The organism is Mastigocoleus testarum BC008 (assembly GCF_001456025.1).
Taxonomy (GTDB): domain Bacteria; phylum Cyanobacteriota; class Cyanobacteriia; order Cyanobacteriales; family Nostocaceae; genus Mastigocoleus; species Mastigocoleus testarum.
The window spans coordinates 11,741-34,992 of record NZ_LMTZ01000134.1 but is presented as its reverse complement, the minus strand read 5'-3'; the positions used below and the strand labels follow the sequence as shown (position 1 = coordinate 34,992).

Sequence of the window (23,252 nt, the reverse complement as noted above, 5' to 3'; positions counted from 1 at the left end):
ATGCGCAAACTTATGATTTTACCTGGAACTTGTCATGCTCTTGGAGGAACATTAATTACACTCTCCCTATTAATTAAAGGATTTGAGCAATATGGTGTAAGAGAAGAATTCTGTGTTTTAGTGCATGCAGGCTCGATTACACAGAAGTATTTGCAGGATGCTGGACAGGGTGCTTACTTAAAAGTAATAGCTGCTCCAACAGAACCTGAATTTTTTAGAAAAGCATTGCAATGGGTAAAACAGCAACCCCGTGACTACCCGTTATTATTAGATAACTGTCTTAATCGTTCTTTACTATTTACACTTGTAGCTGCTGCTCCTTGGATGCGCTGGAGTGGTCGCCCGATTTACCACTTTTTTCATGACTTAGCACTTTCTTATAATCGTATGGGTGAAGTGTTAAGAAAATTAATCTGCAAATGTCTTGCTCCACAAGCTATCTGTAACTCTCAATTCACCGCTGAGTGTATTCGTCGTCGCTTAATATCTGATATTGTAGGTATTCTCTATCAACCAGTAAATACAGAACGTTTTAACGTTCGAGTTTCTTGTGCTCTCCCTGCTCCTTTAGAACCTATTCTCAAATCAGGAGCAAAGTTAATACTGACCCCATCAAGAATTAATCAGCCAAAGATTGTCAATGATAAAAATCTACGTGCCTTAATCCCAGTATTAGTCTCCTTAAAAGCAAGTGGTCATTTCTACCACAGTGTGGTTATAGGAGAGGATTTATCTCCTGGTAAAATCTATTCCCAGGAGTTACTCCAACTTGCTAAAGATGCAGGTGTTGAAGATCGCTTTACGATGTTACCTCCCACATTTGCGATTGAAGATTATTACCAACATGCTTCAGTAGTCTTGACCCTTGCTCCCAGAGAACCCTTTGGGCGTACCGTTGTTGAAGCACTCGCCTGTGGTGTTCCTGTAATTGGTAGCAAGAGTGGAGGAATTGGGGAAATCCTGAGTAATTTTGCACCGGAGTGGATGGTAGATCCAGAAGATGCAAAAGCTGCTGCTGAAGCAATTGTGCGTGTCACTACCGATGCGAATACAACTCAAATACTTGAAAAAGCAAGAAATTGGGTGCACTCAGAATGCAGTGTTACTAGCTATGCAAAAAAGATGATGCAAATCACAGGGATTGCTCTACCCGAGAACAATCAAAAGGAATTAGTTCAAATCAGTTAAATCAGACCTTCCTCTATTAATAATATGCTCCAAATAGCAAATACAGATGGTGTTAAAACTGAACCATCTCAACAACCTGATATTTTGGTTATCTCCCGTGTTTTTCCTCCCGATGCAGGGGGAATTCAAGAGTATGCTTACAATCGCTGCTTGCAAGATCCAGATCGAATAATGGTTCTTTCCTCTGCTTGTGCGGGTGATGAGTCATTTGATAGAGTGCAACCATTTCCAATATACCGCTGGTTAATGCCTGCACTATCTCGCTTTGGTGCATGGGGGAGTATTCTCAAACAGATTCTGAATATGTTTTGGTCGGTGGTGCTTGGGGTTCAACTATATCAACGCCATCGCTATCGTTATATTGAATGGTGTCACGGTTATGATTTTCCATCATTGCTAGTTTTGAGCTATTTATTACCTGTGGAATGTTTTATGTATCTCCACGGTGACGACGTACTTTGTCCCCAAAAAAATCCTGTTTTTCGCTGGTTATTTGAGTGGACACTCCAGCGCACCAAAGTAATTATCTGTAACAGTAATTTTACTGGCGATCGCCTTAAAGAAAGTTTTCGAGTTGATAGTCCGACTCAAACAATTAATCCAACTGTCAGACCAGAAAAATTTGGTAACGTAAACCTGGAGGAATTAAATACCCTAGGCTCTCAAATTCGCTCCAAATACCAAATTCCCCAAGAAGCTATTGTCATTTTGTCTGTAGGACGATTAGTTAGGCGCAAGGGTTTTGACCGCGTAATCGAACATTTACCAACTTTGTTAGCTGAAGGAATTGACATCTACTATATAATCTGCGGTAAAGGCGGGATGGAGTCCGAACTCAGAGAATTCGCTGCAAACTTGGATGTCGCCTCGCGGGTTATTTTTGCAGGATATGTACCTGATGAAAAATTAGCTAGCTATTACGCTGCGTGCGACTTATTCTCGATGCTGACTTTCTTTGATAGCAAAGATAAAAGTATTGAAGGCTTCGGAATTGTTTATTTAGAAGCAGGTTATTTCGGTAAACCTGTAATTGCTTCACGAGTTGGAGGTGTTGGGGAAGCTGTGATTCATGGAGAAAATGGTTTACTCGTAGACCCAAATTCGACCAATGAAACTTTGAACATTTTACGTCAGTTATGTACAGATGAGGAATTGCGGGAAAAGCTTGGGCGCAAAGGTAAAGAATTGACAAATAGGGTTGTTCCTCATTCTTGTCTTTATATAAATTAATTACTTCTTATAATTACCTCTTACTGATTAAGTATATACAATTAATGCAACAAGAAATACAGAATATGTCTCAAAAAGATAGTGGTGTTATCACCTTGGCTTATGGGATACCCAAGTATGTTGAAATGGCAAAAACTCTTGCACGTTCTTTACGTCTTCATTCACCAAATATTCCCCGTGCAATTGTTACTGATAATCAAGACGATCGAGAGTTAATGGAACTTTTCGATGACATTATTCCATTAAGAAAAGAATACGGATCGAATCTGAGACAAAAACTCCACCTCGACAAGTATTCGCCATATGAAAAAACTGTTTACATTGACAGTGACTGCATTGCAGTAAGAGAAATTAACTTTTTTTTTGAACTTTTGAAAGACAGAAATTTTAGCGTTCCAGGAGAAAATTTACTTAAGCCGGGTCACAAAGACAGTTTCATTGACGTAGATTTTGTACTTACACATTTCGGCTTGGAAGCCTTACCTCAATTTAACGGAGGTCTTTTCTATTTCAATAAAAATGAAACTGCAAACTTGGTTTTTGATACAGCACGAGATATCTTAAATGATTGGAAAAAACTTGGCTTTTCCGAATGGCGTAGCGATGGACCTAACGATGAACGTATATTCGCGATCGCGATGACCTTGCATAAAGAAACCATGTTTCAAGATAAAGGTCAGATGATGTGTACTCCTATCGGACTTAAAGGTCATTTTGATATAGATGTTTTCACAGGTAAATCTACTTTCCAAAAGTACGATAAAGTTGTATCTCCTGCTATTGTCCATTTCGCATGTGTTTGGGGCGAGCATCCTGTATATTCTCGCGAAGTTTTAAAGTTAAAAAATATTAGTTCGGGTAAAGAAAATAATATTGAATCTGGAATATTGTCTGCAATTAAATATAGATTTGGTTATCAAATTGCTTTTGTCAGATATTTGGTTTATCGAGTGCCTAAAAAGCCTAAATATTTTATATCTATGGCTAAAAGAATTTGGAAGAAAGTATTTAGTTGAGGTCGCCAATTGAGTATTAACAACTGCAATTAAATGTAAGTTGAGCTACTAAGTATCCGAACAAATGAAATATATAACCAATTATGACTAAAACCAACTCCACAAGGATTGTCAAAGCCAGTCTATGGATGACTATAAGCTTTGCTTTAAGTAAAGTTGCTCAACTAATTTCTCAAATTATTTTAGCTCGCTTACTGTCGCCCAAAGACTTTGGTATTTGGGCTATGGTGTTGATTGTAAGTAATTTTTCAATCCTGTTTAGAGATGTGGCGATCGCCCAGGTTTTAGTACAGCGAGGCTTAGATGACAAAAAGATAGTTAATACTGTTTACAGTTTGGGTGTAAATATCTCGATTGGTTTGTTTCTCGTACAAGCAATCGCAGGTTTCCCACTTTCTCATTTTTTTGGAGTATCTATAGTATTTCCACTAACTGTATTGTCTGCGGCTGTATTTTTGATTGGTGCAGGTGCGGGTTCACATACTGCTGTCATGCAACGACAAATGAAATTTACTCAACTCGCGATCTGTGACAGTGTTGCTAGCTTTGCAAGAGTTGGTGGTGCTATTACTTGTGCTGTGATGGGTGGAGGAGTTTGGTCTTTTGCGGTGGGAGAGCTTGCTATGGGGTTAGCAGATAACTTACTCAAACAATCATTTAGTGGATATCGCTTCACCTACCGTTTCCGATTGGATCCCTCTGCTGTGAAAGAGGTAAGAAAATTTATTGCTGGTATTCTTGGGAGTAAGTTTGCTGTTCAGATCAATACAAATAGCGACAACCTAATTATTGGTAGAACCCTAGGTACACAAGCACTTGGATATTATAATTTAGCGTACCAATTGGCAATGATGCCTGTATATGCTTTATCTCAAGTAAATAGAGTAGTTTTTGCTGCTCTGTCGCAAAAAGATAATGCGGGTCAGAAAGTTTTTCTGGCGAAGGTATTGGAATTATATGCAGTACTTTCTGCGCCAATTTACGGTGTAGGACTAGCGATCGCACCTTGGGTAATTCCTTTAGTGTTTGGTTCTGAATGGGTGGAGACAGTTAGACTTTTTCAGATTGTATTGATTTTTGCCTATACAAGAGGCTTCATGTCAATTCTGGGAACTACGCTACTTGCTTTAGATAAACCTTTAAAAATTGCCATAATTGATTGGGTCTTAGTCCCAGTTTCTATCTCTTCATATTTATTTGGGGCTAATTTAGCAGGAATTCAAGGGGTTGCGATCGCTGTTGCACTAGTTATGGGTGTTGGTGCAACTATCTGGTTTTTGTTCGCAACTTGTCGTGCTGCTGGTTGGAATCTTGGACTTTTAATTCAACCAATTTTATTACCAACTGTCGCAATGAGTATTGGATTAATGCTAATCTTCGCGATTCCTTTTCCTGAAAGTTTACGGCCTTTTTTACAACTAGTAATTCTGATTTTAATTTATGGAACTACTCTAAGTATATTTTCCAAAGGACGTATTCCTACAATGCTAATAAATTTGATTAAAATTTCTATGAATAAGAGTAATAAATAATATAACTTGAATTTCCGATGTTTCATGTATATTTTTACCTATATCAGTCAAAATTATTTATGAAAAAATAATTATGTTTATTACAAAAAATATACTCCCGACGTAATTACTAAGAATTGAATAGTGATCGTATATAAACTATGAACAATCAGCAAACAGGTAGGCTATTCTCACTTGACTTGCTCAAAGCAATGAGTATTGTTGCTGTAGTCTCTTTTCACTCAATGATTTTACCAAAGGAAAGTTTATCATCAAGTCAGCTAGCTGAAGGTATTCTCTTTTCTCCTTTAAAATTCTGTGTTCCAGTTTTTCTGACAATTTCTTTTTTACTTTTTGAGAGGGGAGCAGATAAATATAATGATTCTAAATTAGCTGCGATTAAGAAGCGTTTATACCGTCTTTTTATCCCAACCATATTTTGGTTTACTATCGCAACTTTATTAAAGCTATTAAATAGAAAACCTATACCAGAAATCATTGGAGACTTAGCTAGAGGTGAAGTATTTACAGGAGCTTATTATTTATTAGTCATTATCCAGCTTATTCCCATTTTTATTCTTATTAGAGGCTGGTTAAATAAGAAACTAAATATTTGGTTTTTAGGAATTATTCAAGCTTTAGTTTTTTTATCAATTTATATCATACCTTCTAACTCATACCAGGAACAAATACTTACGATATTAAGGAGCATCAATAGACCTTTATTAATTTATTGGTTTATTTACATTGGCTTAGGTATTTTTTTCTTTAAAAATTGGTTATTAGTTGTTAAATTTTCTAGTCGAATTAATATAAAAATCAAGGCATTATTATTAATAATATATTGCGTCGTTCAAATGATAGAGTATCGCTGGCTATTTATTAGATTTGAAGGGAATATACTACCATTTGATTATGTAATGTTTTCCTGCATTATTAGTGTATTTATAATGTTTTTTTGTTTTGCATCTCTTCAAGAGACACAAGTTTCTTCATCAATTAGGGATCTAGTTAAAATTTTATCAAAATATAGTTTGGGTATTTTTTGTATTAATGGTATTGTTTCGCAAATTTTTATTTCAATTAGTACTCGCTTTCTTAGCCAAGCTACATTCAGTTTTCCTGAAATCATAGGTTTGAAGCTTTTCGTTTGGATGATATTACTCTTTATTTCTTTGGGGTTATCAATATTCTTAGAACGTATTGGTCTCAAAGCAGTCGTTTGTTGATAGGACAGAACATATTTAGGTTTTAGAAGTACAGTATATAAACTTGAAGGTAAGTGTAGAATCCTTCTTACTTATCAATCTGTACTTTATCATTTTGAGATTCCAAATACCTAATTGATACGACACCTAATTGCTCATTATGGGTAGATGAACTCTGGTTCAATTAATTCGAATGACTTCATTTACTTTCTGAATTGTGTGTACCCCATTGGTCTTTCCACACTGGATGTGCGGACCGAATTATCTCTAAGGGAAGACGGCGTCCTCTGTATCCACAATAAGCAAAGATTGTAAATGTCTGCCAACTAATTAAAATGGAAGTGTCTTGAGTTCCTAAAGTAACCGCAGTAAGTAATAGACCAAATATAAGAACGCGGAATAATTGGGCTATGTTTTTTGGCCAACCATCAACCTTTGCGTAGCGGTAAATAATGTAGGGAACCCAACGAGAAATTACGTGAGCTGTAAATATCATTGTTCCAACCAGGTTACTAACAGTCACAGTTAGAAATCCAAAACATCTACAAGCTTGTAGAACTGGATACAACCAAACCCGTGTCTTCTTATCGATATGGTTGTAAATCCAGAAAACAACTCGGACAAAAATAAGTAAACTTATCCAAATTAAGGTGTCAGTTAAAAGGCTGGTTGCGTGACTAGAAACAAATTCAAAGTTAAGAGTTAGATTAGCCGTTAATTCTTTACTTAGCTCTAGAAGCAGGATTCCTGGAATTGTGAGAATTATTGACCAAATCCAGGGTTGCCATAGATTAATTCTTGTCTTGTAACGTTGATATGTATCTGTTAGTTTAGGTTTTTTCTCAAATTTCTCGGCAACTAAATCATTCTCCATATAGCCTGTTTCATAGATACACCAGAAAGAAAGTATCATAAAGGTCATGCTAAAGGCATGAATAATTGGTTGAAAACTTATCCAACTTGATGCCAAAATTAGGAATAGCAGGTCATTTCCGAGAATTTCATTCATAAAGTATGGTTGACCTGGCTTTTTGACTTTTTCTAAATAAAAGAAGGGAATGTATACGTCAATCATTGCATGAATATTTTTTGCCTCGGGCCACACTAATAAACAGGGCTTAGATACACGAGACAGTAAGGGTAGATCATCATTGGAATCTGTAATTAGTATTGCATCTTTGACAACATCTTCACCTAATGCTGTTGTTGTCATTGCTAATTTACCTTTGTATCGGTCGCTTCCTCCCTGCCAAAATCTACAACAAATTATTTGCTCTATTTTTACTGGTAAGTGTTTTGCTAGAGGACGAATGATAAAATCGAAGCCCAGAGAAGAAATAATTACACGAGAATTAGGATTATTGTTAATCGCTTCAATTAGAATTTTGTTACCATAAAGCCGGGCAATTTTTTTAGCTTTAAATTGCCATAAAATAAGAGTCCATGGAAAAAATAAAGTTGCTAATACAACTTTTAACCAATCTCTTGATATGTCTCCTTTAATATTATTTGGTAACCAATTCCAAGGTTTAATTAAGCTCAGCATAACTAGGAAAAAAGACCCAAGTATACGAGGTTGCAAAGAGTTAAGATACTCCTGTGTTGAGTTGCGAAGAAAGAGAGTCTCATCGAAATCTACAAGAATAGAAGTACCATCTGGCGCTGTCTCAATTAGATTTACCACTTCTACAATAGACGACTCGGGATAGTTATTTTCCATAGTTGTTAAAACCTGAAGTATGGGTAATAGAAATAAAAATATTCTATTCTTATAATCAATCTACAGCTTAAGTATAAAATAGTACGTCTTGTTTTTGTTTAAGTATTATATTAAGCTTTAACAACCTTGGATGAATTTTATTTAAATAAGAACTTGTATTTGTTTTATCTTATATAAATACTTTGAAAAAAAAACAATTAACGAGTGCGTAAGTCCTATATTGAAAAGGTTAATAGTAAATTTAAAATGATAGTAAATGTATGGCAATACTAAATAATTTATAAAAATTAGTATACATATAAAAATTAATATATAGAGACCTAGCATTGCTAGATCTCTACATTTTTGGTAACTAATTGTATGTGATATCAATCCTCGCTGTTTGTGATTTTCCGTTCTGCTAAATATTGATAAAGTTTCCATCTTGCATTAACTTGAGCTTGTGCTGCTTGCAAGAGATTTTTAGCGAGTTCGGGTTTGCTTTTAGTCAGCATCTTGAAGCGGTTTTCTTGATAGACTGATTGTTCGATTGATTGCTTTGGTTGCTTCATATCCAGTTGCAAGGGATTTTTTCCTTGTTGAACTAAATTAGGATTGTAACGATATAGCAACCAACGTCCCGAATCTACCAAGGCTTTTTGATGGGTCATGGCGGTTGTCATATTAATACCATGGGCGATGCAATGACTGTAGGCAATAATTAGAGATGGACCATTATGGGCTTCAGCTTCAATAAATGCTTTAAGTGTGTGTTCGTCCCGCGCACCCAATGCAACGCTAGCGACATAAACATTATCATAGGTCATTGCAATTAAGCCCAAGTCTTTTTTCCCTGCAGGTTTACCACTTGCAGCAAACTTAGCCACTGCACCGATTGGTGTTGCTTTGGATGATTGACCACCAGTATTGGAATAGACTTCCGTATCCATAACCAAGATATTGACATTGCGACCGCTTGCAAGTATATGGTCTATACCATCAAAATCAATATCATAAGCCCAGCCATCACCTCCTACAATCCAAACACTTTTCTTGACCAGATAATCAGCTAGGGATTTGAGGTTTTGAATTTTGGATTTTTGTAGAGATGTACCAGAGCCTGCGGTGTCGGCGTTAAGCCTCTGGTAAGTCTCTACAGGATGGCACGTTTTCATAGAGGTCAACAAGTTGTCTAATTCTTTTTTAAGTTGTGCAACCCGTTCCCTTTGTTCCCAAATATCAGCTTCACTATTTTGTTCTGCGTTCAGAATGGAATTAACTAGGTCTTGAGGAATTAAAGTTTGTTTATCCTTCCCATTTCCTGTTTCCCATTTCTGATTTCCTAATTTTTCTAACAATTGGGCTGCATATTCTGTTTGCTTGTCTACAGATAAACGAAAGCCAAAACCAAATTCGGCGTTATCTTCAAACAAACTATTAGACCAAGCTGGACCCCGACCTTCAGCGTTAGTTGTCCAGGGAGTCGTCGGTAAATTACCCCCATATATGGACGAACAACCCGTTGCATTTGCAATTAAAGCGCGATCACCAAATAGTTGAGTTAATAATTTTAGGTAAGGTGTCTCCCCACAACCAGCACAAGCACCAGAAAATTCAAATAAGGGTTCTTGCAGTTGTTGTTGACGAATTTGTTTGAGTTTTAAATGTCTGCGATCTGGAAGTGGTAAATTTAGGAAAAAGTCCCAATTTTCTCGTTCTTGCGATCGCAAAGGTAATTGGGGTTCCATATTAATTGCTTTGCGTTCGGGTTGGGATTTATTTTTTGCGGGACAAATATCAACGCAGATACCACAACCAGTACAGTCTTCTGGCGCTACCTGAATAGTAAGTTTTTGGTTTGCAAAGTCCTTATCTTTAGCATCAATAGATTTGAAACTAATTGGTGCATTTACTAATTCAGATTCGCCATAAATCTTGCTGCGAATAGCTCCATGGGGACAAACCATCACACACTTATTACATTGAACACATGCATCTGGTTCCCAAACTGGAATCTCTTGGGCGACATTACGTTTTTCCCATTTTGCCGTTCCTGTTGGAAAGGTACCATCTATTGGTAAAGCACTTACAGGTAGTTCGTCACCTTCCCAAACCATCATCTTACCAAGGACATCCCGGACAAATTCCGGCGCATTTGCAGAAACTGCTGCTTCTAGTTCTAGATTACTACTAACAGTTGCAGGGACATCTACTTTTTGTAAGTTTGCGACCGCATTATCTACTGCTTTTAAATTCTTATTGACAATATCTACCCCTTTCTTACCATAAGTCTTTTCAATCGCTTGTTTAATTTTAGCGATCGCTTCTGATTGGGGTAACACATCGGCTAATGCAAAGAAGCATACTTGCATTATTGTATTAATTCTTTTGCCCATACCACTTTCTCGGGCAACTTTATTGGCATCGATGATATAAAATTTCAGCTGCTTGTTAATTATTTCGGCTTGAACTGAAGCAGGTAAATACTCCCATACAGTCTCGGAATTATAGGGACTATTAAGCAAAAATATTCCCCCAAGAACAGCGGATTTGAGAATATCAACTTTTTCTAGGAATACCCACTGGTGACAAGCAATGAAGTTAGCTTTGTCAATTAAATAGGTAGAACGAATAGCTTGGGGACCAAAACGCAAATGGGAAACAGTCATCGACCCAGATTTCTTTGAATCATAAACAAAGTAACCTTGGGCGTTATTATCAGTTCCTTCACCAATAATTTTAATAGTATTTTTATTTGCTCCAACTGTACCATCAGAACCCAAGCCATAGAACATTCCTCGGACAACGTTGTCTGCTTCCGTAGAGAAACTGGGGTCAAATTCCAGAGAACTGTGACTCAAATCATCATTAATCCCGACTGTAAAATGATTTTTTGGTTGTTCTTGGGCTAAATTTTCCAAAACCGCCAATACCATCGCCGGGGTAAATTCTTTGGAGGAAAGACCGTAACGACCACCAACTATTTTTGGTAATGGTGTTGCAGATAATCTTTCGACAAAGGCGGTGATGACGTCTAAATATAGTGGTTCGCCAGCACTACCGGGTTCTTTAGTGCGATCGAGAACAGCGATTGCTTTGACGCTATCGGGTAAGACTTCGACAAATTTTTCAATATCAAAAGGACGGAACAGTCTAACTTTAACTACGCCAACCTTTTCTCCTCGAGCATTAAGATAATCTATAGTTTCATGTACGGTTTCACACCCCGAACCCATTAGTACAATGACCCGTTGTGCATCCTCTGCACCGTGATACTCAAAAATTTTATAATGCCTTCCCGTCCGTTCTCCAAATTCATCCATTACCTGTTGTACAATTCCCGGACAAGCATTATAGAAAGGATTAATGCGTTCCCGAGCTTGGAAATAAACATCAGGGTTTTGTGCAGTTCCCCGTAACACCGGACGATCTGGAGTTAAGGCGCGATCGCGGTGAGCTAAAATCAATTCTTCATCAATTAACGCCCGCAAATCGTCATCTGTTAGTAGCTCGACCTTTTGAATTTCATGGGAAGTGCGAAAACCATCAAAAAAATGAATAAAAGGTACTCGTGCTCTTAAAGTTGCAGCTTGAGCAATTAATGCAAAATCATGTGCTTCTTGTACCGATGTTGAACAAAGTAATGCAAAACCACTCCCCCGGGTCGCCATCACATCACTTTGGTCCCCAAAGATTGATAAAGCATGGGTAGCCAAAGAACGAGCAGCGACGTGAATTACAGCGCTTGTTAATTCGCCAGCAATTTTGTACAGGTTGGGAAGCATTAATAACAAACCTTGAGAGGAGGTAAAGGTTGTTGTTAGGGATCCCGTTTGTAGCGAACCATGTACTGCTGCTGCTGCACCACCTTCACTTTGCATTTCTACAACACTGGGAATTGTATCCCACAAGTTAGGACGACCCCCAGCTGACCAAGTATCAGCCCATTCTCCCATCGGTGAAGAGGGGGTGATCGGATAAATTGCAACTACTTCGTTTAAACGATAAGCAACACGGGAAACAGCCTCATTCCCATCAATTGTTGCAAAGGTTTTTTTCATTTGTTTTACCTGGTTCTGCTAGATTGAAGTTCCACACCAATTAATTCCATACCCATTAATTCCAAACCCATTGCAATGACCCTGGGGTATGATTATTTTTCCAGTGTTGTGTCAATCAATAAGTATTAAAAAAACATTTGCTTTGGAAGCAAAAGTAACCAAGAGTTACTGTAAATGAGAAGGTTGATGATGAGTCAATCTCTAATGCATGCAGAGTTAGAGGAGAGGCTCTACTATTTAGTTAATTAATGTGACACAGTTATCTCGATTTTATTGCTATTCTGTTACATAAAAACAGCAAAGAAATGTTAATTCAGCTTTACCTCAGATATTTGTATTAGACAATAAATATATAAGCAGCAATTAGTTTTGAGAAGCCTCAAATTTTAGGAAAAAGGCTGCTCTGGAGGTGGAACTATGTTTGATATTTCAGTATCCGATGTAATTAAACATATAACTCTCAAAATAAGCGTGTTGATTCTGTTAGTTTTGCTAATACTGGCTATAACTGCAATCCCAGTTTTTTAATCCCAGTTTTTTAATCATGACTGAGGGTTAATTAACTATTAATTAACCGCTTAATTGGTCGTAAAAAATGAATACTATAACTGCATTTAGGCTAGCGCTCGCCCTTGCTGTGGGTCTTATTATCGGTATGGAACGCGGTTGGAAAAGCCGAAAAAGTCCCACAGGTTGGCGGGTTGCAGGGGTGAGGAGCTTTGCATCCATAGGGTTATTTGGCGGTATATCAGCCCTTTTAGGAGAAAAGTTTGGTGCAGGTTTCCTAGCGGTGACATTTTTTGGTCTAGCGCTAATGGTTGCTGTGTCTTACGTGATGACTGTCAAAGATACCCAGGATTTTGGGATCACAACTGAATTATCTTTATTAATTACGTTTGTTTTAGGTGCATTAGCTGTAAGTGGTTTTGAGAGTGAAGCCGTTGCAGGTTCTGTTATTTTGGCGGCATTGCTAGGATATAAACGGGAATTACACCGAATTCTGAGAAAACTAGATCGACGAGAACTAATTGCCACATTACAACTATTGATAGTTGCAGCAGTTGCACTTCCTCTACTTCCCAATAGTAATATTGGTCCTTGGGAAGCATTGAATCCTCGGACGATTGGTTGGTTGGTACTGTTAATTGCAGGTATTTCTTATATTGGCTACTTTACAATGCGAATCTTTGGGAGTCGCATTGGTTTGCTTGCGACTGCGATCGTTGGTGGATTAGTCTCATCCACAGCAGTTACGGTCGCCTACGGAAGAATGGCGCGCAAGGAAAAAGGAAATTTTGCTTTACTGGGTGCGGGTATTTCTCTTGCTGCTGCTACTATGGCTGTTCGTTTACTAATTGAAGTTGGAGTTGTCAATCCTGCTTTACTCCCTTGGCTTACGGCTCCAGTAGCTTTATTAGCAATAGTTCCCCTTATAGCGTCAGTTGTGATTGCAACTCGAGTTGAGCAAAACCCATCATCAGCACAGTTAAAGCTAAATAATCCAGTCGAATTGGGAGCAGCTTTCGGTTTTGCTGTGGTTCTGAGCATTTTATTTGTCCTTGTTCGTGTAGCTCAAAGCTGGTTTGGAAATACGGGTATCTATGCGCTCTCAGCAATTTCGGGAATAGCAGATGTAGATGCAGTGAGTTTATCTTTGGCACAAGCTACTCGAGGAAACTTACCTCTTCCAATTGGAGCGACGGGAATTCTAATAGCTGCAACGGTGAATACAGTTGTCAAAGCTTTGCTAGCTTCATTTATTGGTGGAGTGTTTTTAGCTCGATGGTGTGCAACTATTTTGTTGGGTGCATTGGGGTTGAGTTTAATTACAGCTTTTTTTATATACAGCTAAGAAATAAATTTACAGCCGATTTCATCTAAGTGAGGTACACCTAATATCTTTATAATGCAAGGGAGTAGGGAGCAGGGGGAATGCACCTCATCTACTTACAAAGTGCTGTATCTCTCTTTAAACTTTTGTTGACAACATTTTCCTCACGATTTCCTCATATTTATTTTCTAATCTTAAAATAAACGGGACTTACGCCTTTAAAAGCAGATTTCTAAAAAGGCTTGTGCAAAGTAAATATATTTTAGAGTCTATTTTTAGTCACAAACCTCAATCTTGCTGATGAATGAAAGCGTAAATTCCCATCAATGTAAACTCTCATAAATTCAGAATCAAGCGGTATCGTTTCATAGAAGCTATACGAAAAATGAACGTTAATACATCGCTCGAAAGCACAAGATTTCTCGTTGCAGTAATTGATAGTACAAAGGCAAGATTTTTGACTTTGGAACTAGAAGAATTAGTTGATAATGATTTTGGACCAAATTTGATCGAACGGGAAACTTTACATAATCCAACGAAAAAACTACCGGGTCAAGAACTTTGGGCAAATACTAAAACCGGACGGAATCGTGGTGCAGGGGCTCGAGCCCATAGCTATGATGACCATCGTGAAAATCATATGGTTGAATTTGAACGGCGCTTTGCTCAAAATATTTCTAACCAAATTTTTAGTTTAATTCGGGTTTATAAAACTGGGCATTTACTTTTGATTGCCGAACACCGAATTTTAGGATTGATGCGAGACATTGTCGTACCCATATTACCTAAAAATCTTAGATTATTTGAGTTAGCTAAAGATTTGTGTCAAGTTAAGCCAAAAGAACTTCATGAATATCTAGCTCAGAAAAAATTACTACCAGAACGACAGGGCGTATCTCAAAAATAGTATTTTTTGACACTCTGCCGTCCTATAAGGACGGAGATTCTTAGTTCAACAAATCCACGTAATTTTCCTATATTAAGATCTAAAGGAAGATTTTGGATTTTGACTTCACAGAAATTTCAGTAAATGCAAAATGTTATTGCAAATTCGCCACCAAAAGTAATTTTTCATATCCAAGAAATCACTAAGGTTTATCGCATGGGTGAAGTGGAAGTGCAGGCGCTCCACTCAGTTAACCTCGATCTTTATGAAGGGGAATTAGTAGTCCTACTAGGACCTTCCGGAAGTGGTAAGTCAACTTTACTTAACATTATTGGGGGACTAGATATACCTTCTAGTGGTTACGTTTTCTTTCACCAACGTGACCTCACAGATGCTAATGATGCGGTGCTAACTCGCTTTCGGCGCGAATGCGTGGGTTTTATTTTTCAGTTTTACAATCTGATTCCCAGTCTTACCGCACGGGAAAATGTTGCTCTTGTTACCGAAATTGCCTCAAATCCCATGCTTCCGGAAGAAGCACTAGAACTTGTAGGTTTGGAGGAACGTCTAAATCATTTTCCATCCCAGATGTCCGGAGGAGAACAACAAAGGGTAGCGATCGCCCGCGCGATCGCTAAACGTCCAGAGGTTTTACTATGTGACGAACCTACTGGAGCCCTTGATTTCCAAACAGGTAAACTAGTGTTGGATGCATTAGAACGGGTGAACCGAGAACTTGGAACCACGACAGCAGTAATTACCCATAATGCTGGAATTGCAGCAATGGCAGATCGGGTTATAACTATGCGTAGTGGTGAGATTACCAGTATTCATTGCAATCAAGCAAAGGTAAAACCTGAAGAACTGGAATGGTGATTTTTAAAGATGATGGCTTGGGGAACAGGAAACCTGGAACGGAAAAGATTAAAACTTTAGGGACTATTTTCGTAATTTAATGAAAGCCCTGGATAAAAAACTACTACGAGATATTCTCCACTGGCGCGGTCAAATTATTGCAATCGCCTTAGTTGTTGCTTGCGGAATTGCCAGTTTTGTCAGTATGTTGAGTGCTTATGAATCTCTGCAACTTTCCCAGACAACTTACTATGATAACTATCGTTTTGCGCAGGTATTTGTACAGTTAAAGCGAGCACCAGAAAGCTTAGCCAGAAAGATTGGAGATATTCCAGGGGTAATGCAGGTAAATACAAGGGTCGTAGTTGATGTAACTCTTGATGTTCCCAAGCTTTCAGAACCAGCGACAGGTAGACTGGTTTCAATCCCAGAACGGCAAACACCAATCCTCAACGATCTATACATTCGTCAAGGACGTTATATCGAACCGGGTAAGAGTGATGAGGTTTTAATTAGTGAAGCTTTTGCTAAAGCTAATAATCTAAAATTGGGCGATAATGTTGAAGCAGTAATTAATGGACGCTGGCAAAAGTTACAAATTGTTGGTATCGCACTTTCACCAGAGTATGTTTATGCAATTCGCGGTGCTGGAGATTTGCTTCCTGACGATAAACTATTTGGTGTTCTGTGGATGGGTCGTAAGGCTTTAGGTACTGCTTTTAATATGGATGGGGCATTTAATGATGTAGCGTTAACATTAATGCCAAGGACAAACGAAAAAGAGGTAATCTTTCGATTAGATAGACTTTTGGAGAAGTATGGTGGATTAGGTGCTTATGATCGAGAAGACCAAATTTCCAACCGCTTTCTCTCCGAAGAAATCGAACAACTCCAAGGAAGTGCAATCTTTGTCCCGACAATTTTCCTTGGTATCGCAGCATTTTTGTTGCACATGTTGCTTTCACGTTTAGTTAGTACCCAGCGTGACCAAATTGCAGTACTCAAAGCTTTTGGTTACAACAATATCAGTATTGGTTTACACTATCTGAAGTTTGTCCTAATCATTGTCTTTTTTGGTGCTTTTCTCGGTACGGCTTTGGGTCTGTGGTTTGGTATAGCTGTCACCCAAAATTACACTAGGTTTTTTAATTTTCCCTTGCTGCGCTACGAAGCAAGCTTAGGTTTGATTTTAGGGTCAATTTTTATTAGCGGTGGTTCGGGTGTGTTTGGAGCTTTTGTTGCCGTAAAACAAGCAGTTTCCTTACCACCAGCAGAAGCAATGCGTCCCGAACCACCAGCACAGTTTCGAGCAACTCTTTTAGAACGTCTAGGGTTGCAACAATTAGTTTCTCCCGCCGTCAGAATAATTCTACGTAACATTGAACGCAAACCATTCCAGGCTTTATTTTCTGCGTTAGGAATTGCTTTGGCTGTCGCCATACTAGTTGTCGGACGTTATTTCTCTGATGTGATGGTACATATTATTGACGTACAGTTCCGTAATGTCCAGCGCGAGGATGTAACTATTGTTTTCAACGAACCACGTCCCGCACGAGCAAGATATGAGGTCGAACATTTACCTGGGGTTATATATGCCGAACCTTTTCGTACTGTAGCGGTGAGACTGCGCTTTGAACATCGTAGCTATCGCAGTGCTTTAACAGGAATTAATCCTCAAGCTGAATTAAGACGTTTAATTAACCGCGATTTAAATTCCGTGAACTTGCCTGGTAATGGAGTTGTATTAACAACACAGCTAGCAAATACTCTAGGGGTAGATTTAGGTGAATCATTAACGGTGGAAGTATTGGAAGGCGCTAGACCTATTCGCACTGTCCAAGTTGTGGGAAAAGTTGATGAATTACTAGGGATGTCTGCATATATGGATATCGGAGCCCTCAACCAATTAATGCGGGAAGGCGGAACAATTTCAGGTGCTTATTTGATGGTTGATGACAATATTCTTAATCGCCTTTATGGTTTACTCAAACGAACTCCTGCAGTCGCTGGTGTCTCGATCCGTAAAACTGCAATTGAAAGATTTGAAGAAACGATTGCAGGAAGTTTAAGTATTTTTACCACTGTCTTGGTTATATTTGCTAGCATTATAGCCTTTGGAGTAGTTTACAATGCCGCCCGTATTGCACTTTCCGAACGCAGTCGCGAGCTTGCAACGCTGCGAATTATTGGGTTTACCCAAGCTGAAATTGCTTTTATTTTGCTAGGAGAACAAGCAATCATTACCTTAATAGCAATTCCCTTAGGTTTTATGATGGGTTTTGGGTTATGTGCTTTGATGTCCAGTGCTTACCAGTCAGAACTTTACCGCCTTCCTTTGGTTGTCACTAATACTAGTTATGGGTTTGCATTAATTGTAATTGTGATAACTGCAATTCTTTCTGGGTTTATAGTTCGCCGTCAGTTGAAGGATTTGGATCTAATTGCTGTACTAAAGACTAAAGAATGATGTCTTTGATTTTTTCTTAGGGAACCAAAACTATTCATAAAAAACTGCTTATAAATAGTTGTATAAAGTTGTACATATCTAGACTTTTCCATATTTTCTATAATTTTAATAGGGAAAATACTGTATGTAATTAATTTAGTTTTTAAATTTATCTATTTGTGACTTTAATTTATGACTATTCTATTTTCAGAAAATTTTTCAGGCAATGTCATATTCTATTTTGAGAGATAATTTTTCAATACATTATCCTCCCAAATTCTAATTACTCATAGATATTTGGAAGGATAAAATTTATTAAACAAGTAAATACTATTGATTATCGATTTAATTTTTGCTAAGTTATGAAGTTTTATTAATGATTAATTCACTACTTTCAGCACTTTTAACTTTCAAGCCAGTCGAAAATTTCATCCAACTGTGAGATATTTACTAAGCCATATTGCCAAAGTGTCATTGGTAATAAGCTAGGACAATCCTTAATATCTCGTAAAGCTAAATCGATCGCAGCAATAGAAATACCAAAATGTTTCTCTAAAAAGCTAATGAATTCAGATTGTCTTGTAGATAGCATTTCACTTTCCCCATCTGAAATAGATTCTAATTTGTAAGTTTTAGGCTGTAAGTGGGTTAAAGATATATTATAAATTTGAGGAAAATATGAGGAAATCCAGGAAATTATAAAACTTCACCTAACTTTATAAATCAGGATTTGCAAGATATTCTCGGAGGAGTATCTCAATTTTTTAAATTTACCAAAATTTAGGTTGTCATTGCTTAGCCTTCGCGTTAACGAAGTCTACCTCAAAGGTTTAGCGCGTTCTCAGCGTATGCAAAGGGCATAAGTATGTTAGTAAGAAAAATCATAACTTGTTTGTAAGAGCGCTTTAGCGCTAAAGCGCTACTACGAGCAAAATACAGATATTTTATATTTATTTACATAGTTTACTTTTTTTTTCTTCCCTACTTACTTATGCAGTGTAGCGAAGCTGTTAGCAGAAGGGTGACTTTATTCATACGCAAGAAGAAAACATGTTTTTCAAAATGTGAGATGTTCCCTGTTTTCAGGAATCTAAGTAAAGGATAAAAGCTGTTAATTTATATTAATATATATACTCGCAAATTGTTAACTATTTTGTCATTCAGGCTTAGCAATGCGGAGAAAAATAGATAATTGGTAATTTATTTCTCCCATTACTCTTAAATCTTATAAATTACGATATATCCTCACAACTTCCCCAAATTTTTTCCTTAATCTAAAAATAGAGCCGATGCTAGGAAACAATTATTCTTCATCTTTGCTTTGGCTCCCGATTCAGTTGCAAAAAAATTATTAGAGGAAGGAAAATGTCTTGGATTGGTTGGCAACCACTTAAAGATTTAGATATTTTGCGACATCAAATGAATCATCTATTTGATGAACTAATGGAAATTAAGCATACAGAAAATACTGCCTGGAAACCGGCGATTGAAATCAAACAGACAGATATAGATATTATCTTACAGGCTGAAATTCCCGGTTTAGATGCTCAAGACTTAGATGTTGAAGTGAGTGAAGAAGCCGTTTCTATTGCAGGAGAACGAAAAGAAGAAAAATATATTTCTCAACAAGGTTTGTTCCGCTCAGAATTTAACTACGGTAAATTTCGACGTGTGGTACCGTTACCTGTTTCTGTCAATTATAGAGAAGTCAAAGCAGAATTAGAACGTGGTATTTTGAAGCTGAAATTACCCAAATTAAAACTAGATACACCCAAGAGTGTAAAAATTGATTTGACTATAGAAGAAAAAGCACGCGAAGCAATGACTGGAACACGCCAAGATGAAGAGCACTTGGTTGAAACAATGCGCGGACGTGCTGGTGAGGATTTAGAAATATCAAATCACGCTAATATCTCAGAAGAAGCAAGAACTGCACTAAGCAAACAACGCCATCATAAAGAACATTTAGAAGAAACAATGCATGAGCGTACTGCAAGTGAAATTCAGGTACCGACAAAAATCAAAAGCGAGAAATAAGTCCAACAAATAAGTTAACAAATACAAGAATATGTCAGCGATTAATTTATTAACTGTCTTCAATCCCTCTAACTATTTACGAGGGGGTTATGTAATACTACCTTGGGAAGCGATTTATAAAAAATTTCAAATTTCATCGGAAGAAATCGTACTAAGCGATCTGCATGACCTTTCACACAACCCAATCAACGCCCAAGTTGACAGGATCGATCCTAACGATCCGAGTCGCGATACCCTAGTTTTTTCTTTGTCAAAACCTATATTCCCTGGTTCTGAATCAGATCGGCTTGCTTCTGGTTTTATTCGAATAGATAAAGGTAAAGCAATACCAAAACAACTGGGTGAGTCATACTTAGATGTGGTTTATGGAGCTTCAGGACAGGTAAGGGGAGTGAGGCTTGTTAATAGTCGTTTAATAGTTTGGTTTAACTTGATACCTTCTCCTGAAGATAACGAACGTAATTGGTTTTCTGGATCTGCTAGCAGCGTGCAGCTCGACCGTGAGGAAATTCTCGACCCATTTCGTGCTGCGAGAGGTGAATGGTTGGGACAAGATCCAGAAAAGCGTTGCATGCAAATATCAGAACTTTTGTTACCTGGATCTTCCCACCCAAAATCACCTTACTACCGCGTTTCCTTATTTAATCATTCCTACAGACTCATATCTCACTCGAGTGGAAGTGTCAGAGCCTGTATAACCATAGCCTCAGAACCCTTTGATTACATTGGTGCAGATCCAGTTACAGGTGCAAATCGTCATTTAGTGTGTGAGTTATATCGCGTAATTAGTTTATATGCTGGAGCAGACTACTTGATAGAAGAATTATTTGTGAAGGGAAAACCAAAAGCTGCTGAAGGCAAAATTTTAGATTCATCACTAATTGTCAATCTTGATTTTGCTGCTCGCTACTTTGCACACATGGATATGGGAAAAACTGAGGATATTGAACAAGTATTTCCCCGAATGGACTGGTTTGCTGTTAGTTCTATTGCACCACCTTACCCAGCTTATGGTTTTGCGGCTGATGTACATATAGATTCAGTGACACATCCACACGAACAAAAGGAAAACTGTTTTTCTTGGCAGCTATTACCAGGGAAATCTGCAAAATGTCTACACCTATTCATGCGCGATCGAGCAGAAGGATTTGATGCTCGGGTAGGTCATGCGTGGTACGAGATGATCTACCATCCACTGAAAGCACGAGTGTATTCTGATGTTGCTGTTCGTAATACAGATTTAGAAACTAATAATACTGATGCGTTAGCACTTGCTGAACATAAATATTAAATTTTTGAATGAGGTGGTAATTTTTCTATAATTAGACCTCTCCGCAAATTGAATATGCATAACCCAAAATCTTTGTAGAGACGTACCAGAGGCTAACGCCGACGCCGCAGGCTCTGGTACGTCTCTACATTCTTTTCCGGAGATGTCTATTGTGTGGTTCGCTCGCAAAGCGATAGCGTCAACAATGCTGCTGCTACAATTGCGGCTGTTGTCCGAACGTGGTTCCAAAATGTCCAATCTATCAGGAATCTTCCCCATAGCGTTGCACCTTCAGAACTATTTGGGGTAACGATCGCAAGGGCATCATTCAGCGGGATGTTACAGGTGATCGTCACACCAATTGTACCAATCAGGTAAAATAGGCTACCCACTAGCCAATACAGAGCACCCGGTTGCTTCCACTGCAGCAATAAGAAAATAGTTATAACAATACAAGCCACGCCAGTTCCCAAAAATTTTGGGTCTAAAGCCTCGTCCTTAAGCGGACGACTTTATTCTGCATCTAAATCTTTTCTAATTAATCGCTCCAAATACTCAGAAGCACTTAATCCCGCTTTGATAGCTTTTTCTTGCATTCCATGCCATGCGTAATCTGTTATCAACGGATTCCTCTTCTTCTTAATTCCTTCGTATAAAACAGGCTGATTCTTCATACGTTTTTTCCCTTTTCCTGTTGACATAAATAGAATAGCCTCCTAAGCTAAATATAGTTTATTCAAGGAGCAGGAGAAAATCAAGTGTTAGTTCTGGAATACAAAGTAGTTGCTAAGAAAATTCAATATCAGGCGATAGAGGATGCTATTAGAACTACCCAATTTATCCGGAACAAAGCTATTAGATATTGGATGGATGCACCTAAAGAAAAGAACGTAAACAAAGCTGTTCTAAGCGCATACTCTAAGGTGCTGCGGGATGAATTTAAGTTTGTTAAAGATTTGAATTCTATGGCTTGTCAAGCAGCCACTGAAAGAGCGTGGTCAGCAATTTATAGATTCTACGGTAACTGCAAAAAGAAAGTTGCTGGAAAGAAAGGTTTCCCCAGATTTCAAAAAGATAACCGCTCTGTTGAGTACAAAAATACAGGCTGGAAACTGCATCCAACCAAACGACGGATAACCATTACTGATAAAAAAGGTATTGGTGAATTAAAGCTTTTGGGTAAATGGGATATCCACACCTATGACGTAAAGCTAGTCAAACGAGTTCGTTTGGTGCGTCGCGCTGATGGGTATTACTGTCAGTTTGCTGTCAAGGTAGACAATTCTCAACCATTAGAACCAACTGGGAATCAAGTGGGGCTAGATGTTGGATTAGAGTATTTCTACTCTGACAGTAACGGTAATCACGTTGAGAATCCAAGGTTTTTAAGAAAGGCTGAGAAAAATATTAAACGTTCCCAACGTCGAATCTACAAGCACAAAAAAGGTTCTAATCGACGCCGTAAGTCAAGAAAAGTATATGCTCAAAAACATTTAAGAGTAAGTAGGCAGCGTACCGAGTTTGCTAAGAGACTAGCACTCACGCTTGTGCGATCTAGCGATCTAGTCGCCTATGAAGACTTAAATGTTAAGAACATGGTAAAAAATCACTGCCTAGCTAAATCCATCAACGATGCAGCATGGTATCAGTTCAGGGAATGGATAGAATATTTTTCTGATAAATACGGTCGTCAATATATTGCTGTAGCACCACACTACACATCTCAAAACTGTTCTAGTTGTGGTGCAAAAGTTAAGAAGTCTCTAAGCACTCGTACCCATAAATGTAGTTGTGGATGTGAGTTGCAAAGAGACGTGAATGCAGCGATAAACATTCTTGTAAAAGCGCTTGGACCCCGCGACGACGTAAGTCGCAAGGGAATGCCAAGCAAGACAGCTACCGGCGGGCAGCCGGAAAGTAACGCTCGGGGAGTTGCAACCTCTACTCTGCTTGGTGAAAGCCTGGTAGAGCAAGTGGCGACATTGAACCGAGAATCCTCATGCCTTTAGGCTGA

General features: G+C 38.1%; 17 protein-coding genes. 12 read left to right on the top strand and 5 right to left on the bottom strand.

All coding sequences use genetic code 11. The features are described 5' to 3' along the window. The 5 genes from BC008_RS35515 (at position 1) to BC008_RS35495 (ending at position 6,174) form a co-directional block, all read left to right on the top strand. Entirely contained in the window at positions 1–1,188 is a 1,188-nt protein-coding gene (locus tag BC008_RS35515; protein ID WP_027842786.1) for a glycosyltransferase family 4 protein, read from the top strand. A gap of 24 nt (positions 1,189–1,212) precedes the next feature. Continuing rightward, positions 1,213–2,418, top strand: a complete 1,206-nt coding sequence (locus BC008_RS35510) for a glycosyltransferase family 4 protein (protein WP_058184318.1) — start codon at positions 1,213–1,215, stop codon at positions 2,416–2,418. A gap of 44 nt (positions 2,419–2,462) precedes the next feature. Next, positions 2,463–3,434 (top strand): glycosyltransferase family protein, encoded by a 972-nt coding sequence (locus BC008_RS35505; protein ID WP_058184320.1) that lies wholly within the window; start codon positions 2,463–2,465, stop codon positions 3,432–3,434. A gap of 83 nt (positions 3,435–3,517) precedes the next feature. After that, positions 3,518–4,966, top strand: a complete 1,449-nt coding sequence (locus BC008_RS35500; RefSeq protein WP_027842789.1) for an oligosaccharide flippase family protein — start codon at positions 3,518–3,520, stop codon at positions 4,964–4,966. Positions 4,967–5,106: 140 nt separating this feature from the next. Further along, on the top strand, positions 5,107–6,174 hold the full coding sequence (locus BC008_RS35495; RefSeq protein ID WP_027842790.1) for an acyltransferase family protein: 1,068 nt from the start codon (positions 5,107–5,109) through the stop codon (positions 6,172–6,174). Between the two features lie 178 nt (positions 6,175–6,352). Here the strand turns inward: BC008_RS35495 and BC008_RS35490 are convergent, their stop codons facing one another. Both BC008_RS35490 and nifJ read right to left on the bottom strand, forming a co-directional pair. Further along, on the bottom strand, positions 6,353–7,873 hold the full coding sequence (locus tag BC008_RS35490) for an HAD family hydrolase (protein WP_153009714.1): 1,521 nt from the start codon (positions 7,871–7,873) through the stop codon (positions 6,353–6,355). A gap of 368 nt (positions 7,874–8,241) precedes the next feature. Beyond that, positions 8,242–11,913, bottom strand: coding sequence for a pyruvate:ferredoxin (flavodoxin) oxidoreductase (nifJ, locus tag BC008_RS35485; RefSeq protein WP_027842792.1), 3,672 nt, complete (start codon positions 11,911–11,913; stop codon positions 8,242–8,244). A 595-nt stretch (positions 11,914–12,508) separates the two neighbouring features. Here nifJ and BC008_RS35480 point away from each other — a divergent pair. The 4 genes from BC008_RS35480 to BC008_RS35465 all read left to right on the top strand — a co-directional run bounded on the left by BC008_RS35480 (position 12,509) and on the right by BC008_RS35465 (position 17,952). After that, a complete protein-coding gene (locus tag BC008_RS35480) occupies positions 12,509–13,765 on the top strand; it encodes an MgtC/SapB family protein (protein ID WP_027842793.1) in 1,257 nt (418 codons plus the stop codon). A gap of 364 nt (positions 13,766–14,129) precedes the next feature. Continuing rightward, on the top strand, positions 14,130–14,651 hold the full coding sequence (locus BC008_RS35475) for a host attachment protein (protein ID WP_027842794.1): 522 nt from the start codon (positions 14,130–14,132) through the stop codon (positions 14,649–14,651). Between the two features lie 123 nt (positions 14,652–14,774). Continuing rightward, the gene (locus BC008_RS35470) at positions 14,775–15,506 is read left to right on the top strand and encodes an ABC transporter ATP-binding protein (protein WP_027842795.1); all 732 of its coding nucleotides are present in this window, start codon (positions 14,775–14,777) and stop codon (positions 15,504–15,506) included. Between the two features lie 79 nt (positions 15,507–15,585). Beyond that, the gene (locus BC008_RS35465) at positions 15,586–17,952 is read left to right on the top strand and encodes an ABC transporter permease (RefSeq protein ID WP_027842796.1); all 2,367 of its coding nucleotides are present in this window, start codon (positions 15,586–15,588) and stop codon (positions 17,950–17,952) included. A gap of 382 nt (positions 17,953–18,334) precedes the next feature. Here BC008_RS35465 and BC008_RS35460 read toward each other — a convergent pair whose 3' ends face one another. Continuing rightward, entirely contained in the window at positions 18,335–18,523 is a 189-nt protein-coding gene (locus BC008_RS35460) for a DUF2949 domain-containing protein (RefSeq protein ID WP_058184322.1), read from the bottom strand. Between the two features lie 773 nt (positions 18,524–19,296). Between BC008_RS35460 and BC008_RS35455 the strand changes: the two genes are divergently transcribed. Together BC008_RS35455 and BC008_RS35450 are read left to right on the top strand one after the other, a co-directional pair. Beyond that, on the top strand, positions 19,297–19,968 hold the full coding sequence (locus BC008_RS35455; RefSeq protein WP_027842797.1) for an Hsp20/alpha crystallin family protein: 672 nt from the start codon (positions 19,297–19,299) through the stop codon (positions 19,966–19,968). Positions 19,969–19,999: 31 nt separating this feature from the next. Further along, positions 20,000–21,259 carry a hypothetical protein gene (locus BC008_RS35450; RefSeq protein ID WP_058184324.1) on the top strand — a complete coding sequence of 420 codons (1,260 nt, stop codon included), beginning with the start codon at positions 20,000–20,002 and terminating at the stop codon, positions 21,257–21,259. 146 nt (positions 21,260–21,405) lie between these two features. Here BC008_RS35450 and BC008_RS35445 read toward each other — a convergent pair whose 3' ends face one another. Together BC008_RS35445 and BC008_RS35440 are read right to left on the bottom strand one after the other, a co-directional pair. Then, positions 21,406–21,699: an anthrone oxygenase family protein gene (locus BC008_RS35445; protein ID WP_058184326.1), complete on the bottom strand. Its 294-nt coding sequence runs from the start codon at positions 21,697–21,699 to the stop codon at positions 21,406–21,408. A gap of 51 nt (positions 21,700–21,750) precedes the next feature. Further along, entirely contained in the window at positions 21,751–21,939 is a 189-nt protein-coding gene (locus BC008_RS35440) for a hypothetical protein (protein ID WP_027842798.1), read from the bottom strand. A gap of 57 nt (positions 21,940–21,996) precedes the next feature. On the opposite strand from BC008_RS35440, the gene BC008_RS35435 reads away from it, so the two are divergent. Then, positions 21,997–23,247, top strand: a complete 1,251-nt coding sequence (locus BC008_RS35435; protein ID WP_058184328.1) for an RNA-guided endonuclease InsQ/TnpB family protein — start codon at positions 21,997–21,999, stop codon at positions 23,245–23,247. Positions 23,248–23,252 lie beyond the last annotated feature (5 nt).